The following is a 14,267-nucleotide window of genomic DNA, read 5'->3' as shown; positions in this document are numbered from 1 at the left end:
CCTAGCCGTCACATTCAACGCTGAAGAGTTTAAACGGAATAAATGCATCACAAGGACATTATGATGGAAAAAAATATTCATAGTCATTCATTAAAATCAAACGAGAATGTAGCCGATTTTAGTGTATTAAAAGGCGCATTTGTTGTTTTAGTGGTCTATGCCAATGAATATGAACGTTTACGTCAAGAACCACATGGCTTAACTCACGATCTTATCGATCGATTTATTTATGTTTTATTTCATGCAGAAACTCAGTTTGGCGTATTTAATCTCATTACTTCCATTGCTGACAGTCAGTTATTTAAAATCTTCCCTTTAGACTATTGGTTTGCGGATGAATTCATTAATCATGCCAGGCAAATTATCGCCATTTGTTTTTTATATCAAAAATTCTTACAAAAAGAATTATTAAATCATATCGAACCATCAATTTTTAATCAGTTAATTAAGTTACAACAGTACTGTCATCCTCACATTGCTCATTATATTAATTTTTTATTAACTAAAATTACCGAACAAGCGCCAGAGCATTATCATTCTCATGCTTATGCTAAAACCCATCTTGATCCGTGGCAACAACTATCAGAAGGATTCATTCATGATTCACTTGCCAATGTAAATTTAGCAGCACCCAACGACACTATTTTAATTAATGGCACGTCCATTCAAAAAGGGTCGACAACAGTGGTATTAAATTTAATTAATGAATATACCAACGATCCAACATCTGCTCGCACCTTAGAATTATTCAATGACTATCAAAATCGCCTAGCCAGTTTAATTCACTTAGGATTTTTCGATTTTTTCTCTCTAGAAGAAGAATGGCTATCTCGCCCCGATAATTTTGCCCCAGCACTAAAAAAAGTCTACGAAGTTTATCGAAAAGCAAGCAACCTAGATTGACGTAACCTACATTTACTTCATTTTTTCCGATCTACGTCATCCCGTGGTCAAGCCGCGGGATGACGATTTATTTTTTCACATTTTCAAATGTTATTGGTTTTTTTAAAATTTATGATTAACTATTTTATTTGGTTGCTCGAGGGCTTGTAGAACCAGGCGTTTGCTCCCCATCCGCATTAATTGATGAAGCATTTATTCCTGGAGATGAGGATGGCGCACTTGCACTGGTTGAGCTTACATCTGATGTTTCTTTTTCTGATGCTATATTATTATCCTTTTTATAGTCATCTATTAAATCTAAACAGGTTTCCGCTAAGGTATTAACACGAGATTGGAAAAAAGTTTTATTCCACCACGCTTTAAAGAATCCTTGATTTTTTAACCTGTTTTGACGATAACTTACATGCTCACGAGGAGCACTACTTTTATCTCTACCCCTATAGCCAGTCTCAAGATTCATATTATCGAGGATTAGAGCGTTTAATGACGTAATCCAATTGTTCAAAACTGTATTTATATCTGGCGCAGAATCTATATTTACTTCATTAATGCTTTTAATCGTCTTCTCTATTTTTAGTCTTTTATCATAAGTTAAGTATATATTTCTATAAGAAACGTCAGCGTAATACGTGGGCTCGTTGTCATGGTAATATTTTACAGATTTTACAGGGCTGTGTTTGTAATATTTACTTAATACGGCTACTAAATTGCTTTTTAAAGTTGTTAATGCTATTGCTGTATTATTTGGCATGATTATTACCTCTCATACGGTATTATTAATAATTTTTGGATATTTTCGTCTGTATAATATACGAGTACTACAGGAAAAATCAATAAAAACCGATCCAATGAGGCAATAAACTCAACGTATCATTCACTAGTTTACTTACGTAAAATATGCTTGAGCAGCAAACGTAGCCTGGATCTCCGCTGCGCTGCAATCCAGGCTACATTTACTAAATGAAGGTTGAAAAAATCTTATGTCAAAGAAAACACCAAAAAATTTGATTATTCGCAATAGTACAACGGAATTTTTAATTTTCACTGCGCAATCTGGTGAAAACGGTATTGAGGTTCGATATGAAGATGAAACTATATGGTTGACTCAGAAATTAATGGCAGAGTTGTTTGACGTCAGCATCCCAACCATAAATGAACATCTAAAAAACATATTTAATAACAAAGAATTAGATCAAAATTCAGTTATTAGGAAATTCCTAATAACTGCCGCAGATGGCAAAAACTACAATACCAAGTTTTATAATCTTGATGCCATCATATCGGTCGGCTATCGAGTTAATTCTGTTCGCGCAACCCAATTTCGCCAATGGGCGACTCAAGTATTACGCGAGTTTGCAATAAAGGGTTATGTATTAGATCGAAAGCGTTTAGAGAATGGAAATTTCTTAGACGAAGATTATTTTGAACGCTTACTCAGCGAAATCCGCGAAATCCGCTTAAGCGAAAGACGCTTCTACCAAAAAATTACAGACATTTACACTACAAGCGTTGATTACAATAAAGACGCTCCAACAACACGAACTTTTTTTGCCAAAGTTCAAAACAAACTTCATTACGCTATTCATGGCCACACGGCGGCAGAACTTATAAAGGGTCGAGCTGATAGCACTAAACCACATATGGGGTTGACCAGTTGGGAAGCGGCCCCACTTGGCAAAATTCTTAAGCCAGATGTTTCCGTTGCTAAAAATTATTTATCACAAGATGAACTCGAATCACTCGGCCGCATCGTGAATGCGTACCTTGACCTTGCCGAAGATCGTGCTAAAAGAAAAATACCCATGAAGATGGAAGATTGGGCAAAGCATTTAGACAAACTGTTGGAATTAAATGATCGTGAAATTTTACAACACTCAGGAAGCATCAGCGCTGAAATTGCAAAAACGCATGCTGAAAATGAATTTGATAAGTATCGCGTGATACAGGATAAGTTGTTTGAGTCTGATTTTGATCATCAGTTAAAGGCTGCATTAAACAAGACGAAAGAAATCGTTAAAAAATGACTTAGTATGAAAAATATGGAATAAACAAAATGCAGAACGAGAAATTATTTTTATATCCAGTAAAATTTTAATTCAGTCCTCGATCGCAGCAAAGCTGTGATACAGGCTACCACATCTAAACACTTTTCACCGGCAACCGTCTCCACCATAAGATCGGCGCCGCACTCACCAATTCCACATGATATAACGTGGGTTCTTGTAATTTGGTGTTGGGATTAAGCGACGTCAGATTAAAGGTCATGTCGCCATGATCGAATTGTAGATGACGCACGCTGACTAAACCATCAGCGGTTTGCACGATACAGGTTTGGCCGATTAAGGCTTTAATTTCATCGCGAAAATACCGTTGGCCGGCGACATAATCGCCGTGATGATACATGGGTAACATCGCATCATCTTCGATTTGATAATCAATAGGGTTTTGGGTGTGGCGATGGAAAAGCAATAATTCCTCACGGATCAATTCTTCTTCTTTATTAGCGGGTGCTTTTCTGCGAGTGGATTGTTCGATAAAACCCGGATCTTGCACATGAGGGCCTTGCCCCATGCCATGCATTAACCATTCGAATGCGCAATTCACACCTTCGGTTTTCAAAATTTTAATCATGCGATGCGCACCTTTTTCGGTGAGACCGCCATAACGCGCATCTTCCCAATTTTGTAGTGTGCCGGCATCAATACCGTATTTTTCTTCTACGGCACGACGAGATAAATTTGCCATTTTTCGTAGCAATTCAAGACGCTTCGCCCGAGAGCGACGTTGTGTTTCAAAGTCATCCATGGTTGGACTATATATGTTGATGTGTGACGCTGTGTAAGAGATAGCTTACATAAAAAAGTGGCAAAATCACATTGCGAAATAGGTAATTTTTTGCATATAATAAGCGAAATTTTGTTGAGGTACAGGGTATGGATTCGGCGGTAAGAACTTATTTGAATAGAGCAGCACAAGAAAAGAGTGATTTTAGTTTTGGATTTCCGAAATGGCGTTTTTCAGTGTCTAACCACTCGCCATCTATCGATAGGGTATTGTCTACTAAACTGCAAGAACGTGCAAGACAATTTGCAACGATTAGAGAACCTTATGCCCCATATACCTTTCGCAAAACCAATGGACAATATTTTTTGCAAGCCATACTCGATGAAGGGGTTTCGATGGAAGAAGTTTCTACGGTATTGGACATTAGCCCTAAAAGCATGTATCGAATTATTTCAGGTGAAAGTTCTGAAACGAATTACACCATTTTTTGTCGCATTCTCAATTATTATTGTCATGTCATTACTCATCAGGATGATGTTGCCGATCCGCAGAATTAACGTCAGTAGATATTCTACTTTCGCCACTGTTTTTTGCTGAGTGAAAATATTGTAATAGCAAATGCCCTTTACTCGTCAGGTAAAGGGCATCTTTTTGACAAAGCAAAAGAACGGGGTGTAAAGCATGCTTAGCACGTGTCGTAAACAATTTTATTTAAATCCTCGCTTGGTTTATCAACGTCTGTTATTAGGTTTTAGTTTGATAGCCATTAAATTCATATTTCATGTAATATGGGTATGGATAAGTTTTTTTATAGGGTTATATGTCATTTTTAGCAGTCTAAAATTAGCTCGAATTTTAATTGTGGATATTTACGATGATCACTTGATACTACAAGAAAATCTAACTGGAAAATGGCGAAGTTGTGCCTATCAAGAAATTCGACAAGTACGTAAAAATAATAATACCTTACTGATTTCGTTACAAAAAGAACAGCGGAAAATAAATATTGAATTTCCCTGCCGATTACTGCGAAAAAAGGATCGTGAGCTATTACTGAAATTACTGAGAGCACGAGTCAGTAATAATTATCGTAAAACGCTCAGCGATTGGTAATGCTACAAGGGTTTCGCACTTGTGAGAAACCGCTGTCCTATGAACAAGCTCTAGAATAACTAGGGCGTGTTAACAATTTACTTTGTGGAAACGTAGCTCGTTGCTTTTGAACACTAGGGCTTAAATAAGTAGCTGAGCAAAAAAATCAATGAAATACGCCAAGCAGAGTAGAATTATTAATACCTCCTAGCATTTATCACCTAATTTCTCCATAATCCGCACATGGAAACATCGACTGCAAAAAAACTAGTAATTGGCATGAGTGGCGCCAGTGGCGTTATCTACGGTATTCGCCTGCTTCAAATCCTGCGAGAGCTGGGCATTGAAAGTCATGTGATTATGTCGCGGAATGCAGAAATTACGTTGGCTTACGAAACGTCTTATAAAGCTCATGATGTGAAAGCATTAGCGGATGTGAGTTATCGCATTAACGATCTGGCTGCCACAATTGCCAGCGGATCGTTTCGTCACGATGGCATGATCATCGCCCCTTGTTCAGCTCGTTTATTGTGTGAAATTGCTGCTGGTACGGGAGATAATCTCATTGCCCGTGCGGCAGACGTAACTTTAAAAGAACGAAGACGGTTAGTGCTGTTACTTCGTGAAACCCCACTCACTTTACAACACATTCGCGCGATGGCTACCGTCACTGAAATGGGAGGGATTATTGCTCCCGTCGTGCCCGCCTTTTATATCAAGCCACAATCATTAGACGAACTGGTTGATCATACCGTGGGACGTTGCTTGGATTTATTCGATATTGATATAGGTAACGTAAAACGTTGGAAAAAATAATCATTAAATTCTTGCATCTTGTTTATGATTCGAGTATATTGCGCGACCAGCCTAGCAGAAATGGCGAATTCTAGGCAAAGAGCGAGAAGTACTGCTAATAGTAATTTCTCTTACAGCCGGACTTGACGCTGAGTCTGGACCTTTATAAAATCCGCCCTCCTCATGTTTAGAGGTGGGTTTTGTTTACTTTACGCGTAGAGAAAATAGAGTAAAGCATTATGGCAACGGTTAATCAGTTAATACGAAAACCACGTCGTCAAGCACGACGCAAAAGCAAAGTTCCTGCATTACGCAAATGTCCGCAACGTCGTGGCGTTTGCACCAGGGTTTATACCACCACTCCTAAAAAGCCAAACTCGGCATTACGGAAAGTGGCGCGTGTGCGCGTCACCAGTGGCGATGAAGTAACCGCGTATATCGGCGGTGAAGGTCATAACCTACAAGAGCACTCTGTGGTGTTGATTCGCGGCGGTCGGGTAAAAGACTTACCTGGTGTGCGTTATCACATAGTTCGCGGTAGTTTAGATACTGCAGGTGTTAGTGGACGTCGTCAAGGACGTTCGAAATACGGTGAAAAGAAACCGAAGGAATAAGGCGTTAAACCATGTCGAGAAGAAAAGCAGCTCCCAAACGTAAAATTTTACCAGACCCAAAATATAAAAGTGAGGTCGTATCGAAATTCATTAATTGCGTCATGGTGAATGGTAAAAAATCCATTGCAGAAAAAATGGTTTATGGCGCATTCGATATTTTAGCCAGTAAAGGCAAATTCAAAGCCAAAAACGATGAAAGTGAAGGTGATGGCGAAGGAAGTCGCGTCTCCGGTGGTAATGCTGGCGCAGTATTAGACTTGTTCGATCAAGTATTAGATAACGTGAGACCTACGGTTGAAGTTCGTTCACGTCGTGTCGGTGGTGCTACTTATCAAATCCCAGTAGAAGTTCGTGCCGATCGTGCTATGGCATTAGCCATGCGCTGGTTAATTCAAATGGCACGTGCGCGTAGCGAAAAAGGATCGGTGAAGCGTTTAGCGGGTGAGATGTTAGATGCCTTAGAAGGTCGCGGTCAAGCTGTTAAAAAACGCGAAGATACACATCGCATGGCAAAAGCAAACCAAGCATTTGCACATTATCGTTGGTAAGGGGTAAATTACCGTGGCTCGTCAAACAGAAATTCAATATTATCGCAACATCGGAATTATGGCACACATTGATGCCGGTAAAACCACGACAACAGAACGTATTCTGTTTTATACCGGTGTGTCTCACAAAATTGGTGAAGTTCACGATGGCGCTGCTACAATGGACTGGATGGTTCAGGAACAAGAGCGCGGTATCACCATTACCTCTGCTGCGACAACCTGCTTTTGGCAAGGAATGGAAAACCAATTTGATAAACCCTATCGTATTAACATCATCGATACCCCAGGGCACGTTGATTTTACCATCGAAGTAGAGCGTTCATTGCGCGTACTCGATGGCGCTGTTGCTGTGTTCTGTGCCGTGGGTGGTGTTGAGCCACAATCAGAAACCGTGTGGCGTCAAGCGAATAAATACCATGTTCCGCGGATGGCCTTCATTAATAAAATGGATCGCACCGGCGCTGATTTCATGCGAGTCGTCAATCAGATCAAAACCCGCTTGGGTGCTAATCCAGTTCCACTACACTTTCCAATTGGTAAAGAAGAAAATTTCCGTGGGATTGTTGATCTGGTTAAAATGCAAGGCATTATCTGGGATGACGCATCCAAAGGTGCGAAATTTGAATTTATTGACATTCCTGCTGATATTGCCGATGAATGCCAGCTTCTTCATGAACAATTAGTCGAAGCAGCAGCTGAATCCAACGAACAATACATGGAAAAATATTTAGAAGGCGGCGCTCTTACGCAAGACGAAATCAAAAAAGGTATTCGTGCGCGTACTCTCGCGGGAGAAGTTATTCCTGTCGTTTGCGGTTCTGCTTTCAAAAACAAAGGGGTGCAAACATTACTGGATGCTGTGGTGGAATATATGCCAGCACCAACTGATGTGACTGCCATCAAAGGTGTGTTAGACGATGCTCAACAAACTGAAGCAGAACGTCATTCATCTGATCAAGAACCATTTGCTGCACTAGCATTCAAAATCGCTACCGATCCCTTTGTGGGAACATTAACGTTCTTCCGCGTTTACTCAGGTGTAGTGACCGCTGGAGACACTGTTTACAATCCAGTGAAAGGTAAGAAGGAGCGCATTGGTCGTTTATTACAAATGCATGCGAATAGTCGTCAAGAAATTAAAGAAGTCCGCGCCGGTGATATCGCTGCTGCAGTGGGCTTAAAAAATGTTACGACTGGCGATACTTTATGTGATTTAAATAACATTATCACACTAGAACGCATGGAATTCCCTGAGCCTGTGATCCACATTGCAGTAGAACCTAAAACTAAATCTGACCAAGAAAAAATGGGTATTGCTCTGGGTAAACTTGCTCAAGAAGATCCTTCATTCCGTGTTCGCACCGATGAAGAGTCCGGTCAAACCATTATTGCGGGTATGGGCGAATTACATTTAGAAATTATCGTCGACCGTATGAAACGTGAATTTAACGTTGAAGCGAACATCGGTAAACCTCAAGTCGCTTATCGCGAAACCATTCGTAAAATGGTTGAGCAAGAAGGTAAGTTTGTGCGTCAGTCTGGTGGTCGTGGACAATATGGTCACGTCTGGTTGCGTATTGAACCGAAAGCACCCGGTGAAGGCTATGAATTTGTTAATGCCATTGTTGGGGGCGTGGTTCCTAAAGAATATATTCCCGCTGTAGACAAGGGCGTGAAAGAACAAATCGAAAACGGTGTTATTGCTGGTTATCCAGTGGTTGACGTTAAAGTTACCATATTCGATGGTTCATACCACGACGTGGACTCCAGTGAAATGGCATTTAAAATCGCGGGTTCTATGGGCTTTAAAGAAGGCGCTAAAAAAGCAAATCCCGTATTGCTCGAACCTATTATGAATGTTGAAGTCGTAACCCCAGAAGATTACATGGGCGATGTTATGGGCGATCTCAATCGTCGTCGTGGTATCGTTCAAGGTATGGATGATCAACCAGCAGGTAAAGTGATCCGTGCCGAAGTACCTTTAGCAGAAATGTTTGGTTATGCGACAGACTTGCGCTCATTAACGCAAGGTCGTGCCAATTACACCATGGAATTTGCTAAATATGCGGAAGCTCCTGCCAATATTGCAGAAGCTATTATCACCAAAAAATAGATTATTTGATTAACTGAAAAGAGGCGAGAGAACCATGTCCAAGGGAAAATTTGAAAGAACGAAACCGCACGTTAACGTGGGCACGATTGGTCACGTTGACCATGGTAAGACGACATTAACGGCAGCATTAACCAAGACCTTTGGTGAATTCAGAAGTTACGATCAAATTGATAATGCGCCGGAAGAAAGAGCGCGCGGAATTACGATTGCGACATCGCACGTGGAATACGAATCACCGAAGCGTCACTACGCGCACGTGGATTGCCCAGGACACGCGGATTATGTGAAGAACATGATCACAGGAGCGGCGCAAATGGATGGAGCGATATTAGTGGTGAGTGCGGCGGATGGCCCAATGCCACAAACCCGCGAACACATTTTATTGGCTCGCCAAGTTGGGGTACCGTATATATTGGTATTCATGAACAAAGCGGACATGGTTGACGATAAAGAGCTCTTAGAACTGGTTGAAATGGAAGTACGTGATTTATTGAGCAGCTATGACTTCCCTGGCGATGATACGCCAATTATTGTGGGTTCAGCCTTGAAGGCGTTGGAAGACGATCAAAGCGAGATTGGAGTACCGGCGATTAAGAAGCTGGTGGAAGCGATGGACAATTACATTCCTGAGCCAGAGCGTGCGATTGATCAGCCTTTCTTATTACCGATTGAAGACGTATTTTCGATTTCAGGACGCGGCACAGTGGTGACGGGTCGGATCGAGCGCGGCATTATCAAAGTGGGTGATGAAGTTGAGATTGTGGGTATTCAAAAGCTCACCACGAAGACGACGTGTACCGGCGTTGAAATGTTCCGTAAATTGCTCGACGAAGGTCGTGCGGGCGACAACGTGGGCGTATTATTACGCGGCACGAAGCGCGATGAAATTGAACGCGGACAAGTGTTAGCGAAACCCGGTTCGATTACTCCACATACGAAGTTTGAAGCGGAAGTGTATATTTTAACGAAAGAAGAAGGTGGACGTCACACCCCGTTTTTCAAAGGCTACCGTCCACAGTTTTATTTCCGTACGACGGACGTGACGGGAATGGTGGAATTACCGGAAGGCGTAGAGATGGTGATGCCTGGCGATAACATCAAGATGGTGGTTGAATTAATCAACCCGATTGCGATGGAGCAAGGCTTAAACTTTGCTATTCGTGAAGGTGGACGTACTGTCGGTGCGGGTGTGGTAGCGAAAGTTATCGAATAAGATAAGTAAAGGGTGGGCAAGTGTGTGCTTGCCCACAAGTTAAATTTTTAGAGGTAAAGGCAATGGAAAATAAAAATCAGCGGATCAGAATTCGTCTGAAATCATTCGATCACCGATTGATCGATGTTTCGACGCGTGAAATCGTTGAAACAGCAAAACGTACTGGTGCTGCAATTCGTGGCCCGATTCCATTACCCACAAAAATTGAAAAAGTTACCGTGCTAATTTCACCGCATATCGATAAAGATGCGCGTGATCAATACGAAATTAGAACACATACACGCTTAGTCGATATTCTGCGACCAACTGATAAAACAGTTGATGCATTAATGAAGCTAGATTTAGCGGCTGGTGTGGACGTGCAAATTAGCGTGGGTTCTGAAGATTAATTTTGAATAAAAAATGCTGACTGCAGGTAAGCTGCAATAGAGGTTTTACAATGACTATTGGGTTAGTTGGTCGAAAATGTGGAATGACGCGAGTCTTTACTGAAGATGGAACTTCAATACCAGTTACGGTAATTGAAGTAGATCCTAATCGCGTTACCCAAATTAAAACTGAAGAAAATGATGGTTACAGCGCAATTCAAGTAACGTCTGGACATAAAAAAGCATCACGTGTTGCCAAACCGCTAGCAGGCCATTTTGCCAAAGCAAATGTGGAAGCTGGAACAGGTTTGTGGGAATTTCGTGTGGATGCCGCTAAATTATCCGGTGTTGAATTAGGTAGCGCAATGACAGTTGATATTTTTGCACAAGGACAGTTTGTCGATGTGCAAGGCATCTCTAAAGGTAAAGGTTATGCAGGTGTTATTAAACGCCACAATTTCCGCACCCAAGATGCGACACACGGTAACTCTGTATCGCACCGTGCCCCAGGTTCTACTGGTCAAAACCAGACGCCTGGTCGCGTGTTCAAAGGTAAAAAAATGGCAGGTCGTTTAGGTCATGAAACTTGCACCGTTCAAAGCCAAGTGATTGTCCGCGTCGATAAAGATCGTAATTTACTCTTAATCAAAGGTGCTGTTCCTGGAGCCCCTGGTAGTAATGTCCTCGTAGTACCAGCTGTGAAAAAGCCTAGCGGGGAGGAGAAATAAACCATGGAATTAAATTTAATTGCAGTAGGCCAAACTAACGCTGGCAAAGTCACTGTGTCTGAAGCAGCCTTTGCGCGTGAGTTTAATGAGCCTTTAGTTCATCAAGTTGTGACCGCCTATTTAGCCGGTGCCCGTCAAGGCACGCGTGCACAGAAAAATCGTTCAGACGTTAGCGGTGGCGGTATTAAACCTTGGAAGCAAAAAGGTACCGGTCGTGCGCGTGCAGGCTCTAGCCGTAGCCCGATTTGGCGCACAGGTGGGGTCACATTCGCAGCGCGTCCACAAGATCATTCACAAAAAGTGAATAAAAAAATGTATCGTGGCGCAATGCGTTCGATTGTTTCCGAATTAATTCGCCAAGAGCGTTTATTAATTGTCGAGCAATTTGATTTTACTGAGCCTAAAACTAAATTGGCCGTCACTACGCTAAAAGAATTGGGATTAGAAAATAAAAAAGTATTAATTATTCACGACGAAATCAGTGAAAACGTATTTCTGGCAACACGAAATATTCCTAATCTAGGTTTATTAGATGTGCAAGGAGTGGATCCAGTGGCGCTCGTTGCTCATGAGCATGTGCTAATCACAGTAAAAGCGCTTAAGCAATTAGAGGAGTTACTGGGATGAACCAAGAAAAATTAATGAATATTATTATTGCGCCAGTCAGCTCTGAGAAATCCAATAATCAGGCCGAAAAAGATCGCCAATTTGTTTTTAGAGTGCGCAAAGACGCAACTAAACCGCAAATTGGGGCTGCAATTGCAATGCTTTTCAAAGTCGAAGTTTCTTCCGTAAAAGTATTGAATGTAAAAAGTGAACAAAAACGTCATGGCAAAACTCAAGGTGTGCGCAGCGGCTGGAAAAAGGCTTATGTGTCATTGAAAGAAGGTTATGATATTGATTTTGCTCGTGCAGAGTAAGTGGGATAGGAAACCGTTATGGCAGTTGTAAAACGTAAACCAACATCACCGGGCCGTCGCTTTGTTGTCGATATTGTTCATGGTGATCTACACAAAGGTAAACCACACCGCGGTTTAATCACTAAGAAAAAACGCACCAATGGTCGTAATAACCAAGGTTGTATTACCGTGCGTCATCGTGGGGGTGGTCATAAACGCTTTTATCGCCTCATTGATTTTAAACGCTACGATAAAGACGGCATTCCTGCGAAAGTCGAGCGCTTAGAATACGATCCTAACCGTAGTGCCAATCTTGCGCTACTGCTATACGCAGATGGCGAACGCCGTTATATGATTGCGCCCAAAGATTTAGAAGTAGGCCAAACCGTGCTATCCGGTGTTGAAGCCCCCATCAAAGTGGGTAATTGCCTACCCTTACGCAACATCCCAGTGGGTTCTGTTGTGCATTGTGTCGAACTGAAAGTTCAAAAGGGTGCTCAGCTGGCTCGCAGTGCAGGCGCATTTGTACAATTAGTTGCGCGCGAAGGTTTATACGCGACCTTACGTTTACGCTCGGGTGAAATGCGCAGAGTTTCTGTGGATTGCCGCGCGACGATCGGAGAAGTCGGTAATGGCGAACATAATTTACGTTCTTTAGGTAAAGCAGGTAAAGTTCGCTGGCGTGGTCGTCGTCCTACTGTTCGCGGTGTGGCGATGAACCCAGTCGATCACCCGCATGGTGGTGGTGAAGGTCGTACTTCTGGTGGTCGTCATCCAGTGACGCCATGGGGAAGACCCACTAAAGGTTATAAAACTCGTCATACTAAGCGGACATCCAAAATGATTATCCGCAGACGGGATCGTAGTTAACATTAAGAGGAAATAGCTGTGCCACGTTCAGTCAAAAAAGGCCCATTTGTTGATCACCATTTATTGGGTAAAGTAGAGGAAACTCTTGCTACAAACAGTAAAAAGCCAATCAAAACTTGGTCGCGTCGTTCAATGATTATTCCTCCTATGGTGGGATTAACGATTGCTATTCATAATGGTAAAACGTTCGTGCCAATTTTTATCACTGAAAATATGGTAGGCCATAAATTAGGCGAATTTGCGTTAACGCGCACATTTAAAGGGCATTCAGGCGATCGTAAAGCAAAATAATTAACTAGAGGTTTTAGAGAATGGAAGTTGCTGCAGTATTAAAATACGCGAGAATATCCGCCCAAAAAGCGCGATTAGTCGCTGATTTGGTTCGCAACAAGCCGGTTGACAAAGCTTTAGATGAGCTCAAGTTCAATCGTAAACGTGCGGCGCGTTTGGTTAAAAAGGTATTGGAATCTGCTATTGCCAATGCTGAAAATAACGAAGGGGCAGATATTGACGAATTGCGTGTTTCAAAAATTTATGTTGATGAAGGTCCAACCATGAAACGTTGGCATGCGCGTGCAAAAGGTCGTGGTGCAAGAATTTTAAAACGGACTTCACACATTACTGTGAAAGTATCCGATGAAAAGGCGAGGTCATAAGCAATGGGTCAAAAAGTTCATCCAACAGGAATGCGCTTAGGTATCGTAAAAGATTGGACAGCGAAATGGTATGCTGGCCACCAAGATTTTGCGAAAAATTTATATGCCGATCTAAAAGTGCGTAAATATTTATTTAAAAAATTAGATCAAGCTGCAGTAAGCCGTATTCAAATTGAACGCCCAGCCAAAAATGCAGTAATTACGATTTTTACTGCACGTCCTGGGGTCATTATCGGAAAAAGTGGACGTGATGTAGAAACATTAAAAGCCAAAGCCAGTCAAATTATGGGCGTGCCAGTTCATATTAATATTCAAGAAGTTCGCAAGCCAGAGTTAGATGCCAAGCTTGTTGCTCAAAGCATTGCTCAGCAATTAGAACGTCGCGTTATGTTTCGTCGTGCGATGAAACGGGCGGTGACTAATGCGATGCGTCTAGGTGCAAAAGGCATTAAAGTGAATGTCAGTGGCCGTTTAGGTGGCGCTGAAATTGCTCGTAATGAATGGTATCGTGAAGGCCGTGTGCCCTTGCATACATTTCGCGCTGATATCGATTATGATACTGCCGAAGCATTAACGACTTATGGAATTATTGGTGTAAAAGTGTGGATTTTTAAAGGCGAAGTTTTAGATCGCGAAAATCCAAAAACCGAAAGCGCTGAGGCGTAATCATAGATTGGAATGAGG

Annotated in this window: 19 protein-coding genes; 17 read left to right on the top strand and 2 right to left on the bottom strand. The window is 41.8% G+C overall.

Features of this window, described 5'->3' with window-relative positions:
- The first annotated feature begins 60 nt into the window (after positions 1-60).
- A complete protein-coding gene (locus KIT27_04690; GenBank protein MCW5588943.1) occupies positions 61-903 on the top strand; it encodes a hypothetical protein in 843 nt (280 codons plus the stop codon).
- A gap of 124 nt (positions 904-1,027) precedes the next feature.
- Here KIT27_04690 and KIT27_04685 read toward each other — a convergent pair whose 3' ends face one another.
- The gene (locus tag KIT27_04685) at positions 1,028-1,654 is read right to left on the bottom strand and encodes a hypothetical protein (GenBank protein MCW5588942.1); all 627 of its coding nucleotides are present in this window, start codon (positions 1,652-1,654) and stop codon (positions 1,028-1,030) included.
- A gap of 229 nt (positions 1,655-1,883) precedes the next feature.
- Here KIT27_04685 and KIT27_04680 point away from each other — a divergent pair, with 229 nt between their 5' ends.
- A complete protein-coding gene (locus KIT27_04680; GenBank protein ID MCW5588941.1) occupies positions 1,884-2,927 on the top strand; it encodes a virulence RhuM family protein in 1,044 nt (347 codons plus the stop codon).
- A 115-nt stretch (positions 2,928-3,042) separates the two neighbouring features.
- Here KIT27_04680 and KIT27_04675 read toward each other — a convergent pair whose 3' ends face one another.
- Positions 3,043-3,708, bottom strand: a complete 666-nt coding sequence (locus tag KIT27_04675) for a hypothetical protein (protein ID MCW5588940.1) — start codon at positions 3,706-3,708, stop codon at positions 3,043-3,045.
- A gap of 128 nt (positions 3,709-3,836) precedes the next feature.
- Here KIT27_04675 and KIT27_04670 point away from each other — a divergent pair, with 128 nt between their 5' ends.
- From KIT27_04670 to rpsC, 15 genes are all read left to right on the top strand, one after another.
- Positions 3,837-4,244: a hypothetical protein gene (locus tag KIT27_04670; protein ID MCW5588939.1), complete on the top strand. Its 408-nt coding sequence runs from the start codon at positions 3,837-3,839 to the stop codon at positions 4,242-4,244.
- A gap of 124 nt (positions 4,245-4,368) precedes the next feature.
- On the top strand, positions 4,369-4,800 hold the full coding sequence (locus tag KIT27_04665; GenBank protein ID MCW5588938.1) for a hypothetical protein: 432 nt from the start codon (positions 4,369-4,371) through the stop codon (positions 4,798-4,800).
- A gap of 222 nt (positions 4,801-5,022) precedes the next feature.
- Positions 5,023-5,595 carry a UbiX family flavin prenyltransferase gene (locus KIT27_04660; GenBank protein MCW5588937.1) on the top strand — a complete coding sequence of 191 codons (573 nt, stop codon included), beginning with the start codon at positions 5,023-5,025 and terminating at the stop codon, positions 5,593-5,595.
- A gap of 218 nt (positions 5,596-5,813) precedes the next feature.
- On the top strand, positions 5,814-6,188 hold the full coding sequence (gene rpsL, locus KIT27_04655) for a 30S ribosomal protein S12 (protein ID MCW5588936.1): 375 nt from the start codon (positions 5,814-5,816) through the stop codon (positions 6,186-6,188).
- A gap of 11 nt (positions 6,189-6,199) precedes the next feature.
- A complete protein-coding gene (rpsG, locus tag KIT27_04650; protein MCW5588935.1) occupies positions 6,200-6,736 on the top strand; it encodes a 30S ribosomal protein S7 in 537 nt (178 codons plus the stop codon).
- 13 nt (positions 6,737-6,749) lie between these two features.
- On the top strand, positions 6,750-8,849 hold the full coding sequence (gene fusA, locus KIT27_04645) for an elongation factor G (protein MCW5588934.1): 2,100 nt from the start codon (positions 6,750-6,752) through the stop codon (positions 8,847-8,849).
- A 34-nt stretch (positions 8,850-8,883) separates the two neighbouring features.
- Positions 8,884-10,062 carry an elongation factor Tu gene (tuf, locus tag KIT27_04640; GenBank protein MCW5588933.1) on the top strand — a complete coding sequence of 393 codons (1,179 nt, stop codon included), beginning with the start codon at positions 8,884-8,886 and terminating at the stop codon, positions 10,060-10,062.
- A gap of 62 nt (positions 10,063-10,124) precedes the next feature.
- Entirely contained in the window at positions 10,125-10,451 is a 327-nt protein-coding gene (rpsJ, locus tag KIT27_04635) for a 30S ribosomal protein S10 (protein ID MCW5588932.1), read from the top strand.
- Between the two features lie 50 nt (positions 10,452-10,501).
- Positions 10,502-11,158, top strand: coding sequence for a 50S ribosomal protein L3 (gene rplC / locus KIT27_04630; GenBank protein MCW5588931.1), 657 nt, complete (start codon positions 10,502-10,504; stop codon positions 11,156-11,158).
- A gap of 3 nt (positions 11,159-11,161) precedes the next feature.
- Complete coding sequence (gene rplD / locus KIT27_04625; GenBank protein ID MCW5588930.1) at positions 11,162-11,785, top strand: 50S ribosomal protein L4; 624 nt, start codon at positions 11,162-11,164, stop codon at positions 11,783-11,785.
- The gene (gene rplW / locus KIT27_04620; GenBank protein MCW5588929.1) at positions 11,782-12,078 is read left to right on the top strand and encodes a 50S ribosomal protein L23; all 297 of its coding nucleotides are present in this window, start codon (positions 11,782-11,784) and stop codon (positions 12,076-12,078) included. Before rplD ends, rplW begins: the two co-directional genes overlap by 4 nt.
- A gap of 18 nt (positions 12,079-12,096) precedes the next feature.
- Complete coding sequence (rplB, locus tag KIT27_04615) at positions 12,097-12,927, top strand: 50S ribosomal protein L2 (GenBank protein ID MCW5588928.1); 831 nt, start codon at positions 12,097-12,099, stop codon at positions 12,925-12,927.
- Positions 12,928-12,945: 18 nt separating this feature from the next.
- Positions 12,946-13,218 carry a 30S ribosomal protein S19 gene (rpsS, locus tag KIT27_04610; protein MCW5588927.1) on the top strand — a complete coding sequence of 91 codons (273 nt, stop codon included), beginning with the start codon at positions 12,946-12,948 and terminating at the stop codon, positions 13,216-13,218.
- A gap of 20 nt (positions 13,219-13,238) precedes the next feature.
- Positions 13,239-13,583 carry a 50S ribosomal protein L22 gene (gene rplV / locus KIT27_04605; GenBank protein MCW5588926.1) on the top strand — a complete coding sequence of 115 codons (345 nt, stop codon included), beginning with the start codon at positions 13,239-13,241 and terminating at the stop codon, positions 13,581-13,583.
- 3 nt (positions 13,584-13,586) lie between these two features.
- Positions 13,587-14,249, top strand: a complete 663-nt coding sequence (rpsC, locus tag KIT27_04600) for a 30S ribosomal protein S3 (GenBank protein MCW5588925.1) — start codon at positions 13,587-13,589, stop codon at positions 14,247-14,249.
- Positions 14,250-14,267: the final 18 nt, after the last annotated feature.

The organism is Legionellales bacterium, assembly GCA_026125385.1.
Taxonomy (GTDB): Bacteria; Pseudomonadota; Gammaproteobacteria; order JAHCLG01; family JAHCLG01; genus JAHCLG01.
The sequence above is the reverse complement of the archived record's forward strand: the minus strand, read 5'-3'. Positions and strand labels throughout refer to the sequence as shown.

Coding starts and splice junctions, on each gene's coding strand:
- KIT27_04680 (MCW5588941.1), top strand. CDS start 1,884: ATGTCAAAGAAAACACCAAAAAATTTGATTATTCGCAATAGTACAACG.
- KIT27_04685 (MCW5588942.1), bottom strand. CDS start 1,654: ATGCCAAATAATACAGCAATAGCATTAACAACTTTAAAAAGCAATTTA.
- rpsJ (MCW5588932.1), top strand. CDS start 10,125: ATGGAAAATAAAAATCAGCGGATCAGAATTCGTCTGAAATCATTCGAT.
- KIT27_04690 (MCW5588943.1), top strand. CDS start 61: ATGATGGAAAAAAATATTCATAGTCATTCATTAAAATCAAACGAGAAT.
- rplB (MCW5588928.1), top strand. CDS start 12,097: ATGGCAGTTGTAAAACGTAAACCAACATCACCGGGCCGTCGCTTTGTT.
- KIT27_04660 (MCW5588937.1), top strand. CDS start 5,023: ATGGAAACATCGACTGCAAAAAAACTAGTAATTGGCATGAGTGGCGCC.
- rplV (MCW5588926.1), top strand. CDS start 13,239: ATGGAAGTTGCTGCAGTATTAAAATACGCGAGAATATCCGCCCAAAAA.
- rpsG (MCW5588935.1), top strand. CDS start 6,200: ATGTCGAGAAGAAAAGCAGCTCCCAAACGTAAAATTTTACCAGACCCA.
- rpsC (MCW5588925.1), top strand. CDS start 13,587: ATGGGTCAAAAAGTTCATCCAACAGGAATGCGCTTAGGTATCGTAAAA.
- rplD (MCW5588930.1), top strand. CDS start 11,162: ATGGAATTAAATTTAATTGCAGTAGGCCAAACTAACGCTGGCAAAGTC.
- tuf (MCW5588933.1), top strand. CDS start 8,884: ATGTCCAAGGGAAAATTTGAAAGAACGAAACCGCACGTTAACGTGGGC.
- KIT27_04665 (MCW5588938.1), top strand. CDS start 4,369: ATGCTTAGCACGTGTCGTAAACAATTTTATTTAAATCCTCGCTTGGTT.
- KIT27_04675 (MCW5588940.1), bottom strand. CDS start 3,708: ATGGATGACTTTGAAACACAACGTCGCTCTCGGGCGAAGCGTCTTGAA.
- KIT27_04670 (MCW5588939.1), top strand. CDS start 3,837: ATGGATTCGGCGGTAAGAACTTATTTGAATAGAGCAGCACAAGAAAAG.
- rplC (MCW5588931.1), top strand. CDS start 10,502: ATGACTATTGGGTTAGTTGGTCGAAAATGTGGAATGACGCGAGTCTTT.
- rplW (MCW5588929.1), top strand. CDS start 11,782: ATGAACCAAGAAAAATTAATGAATATTATTATTGCGCCAGTCAGCTCT.
- rpsL (MCW5588936.1), top strand. CDS start 5,814: ATGGCAACGGTTAATCAGTTAATACGAAAACCACGTCGTCAAGCACGA.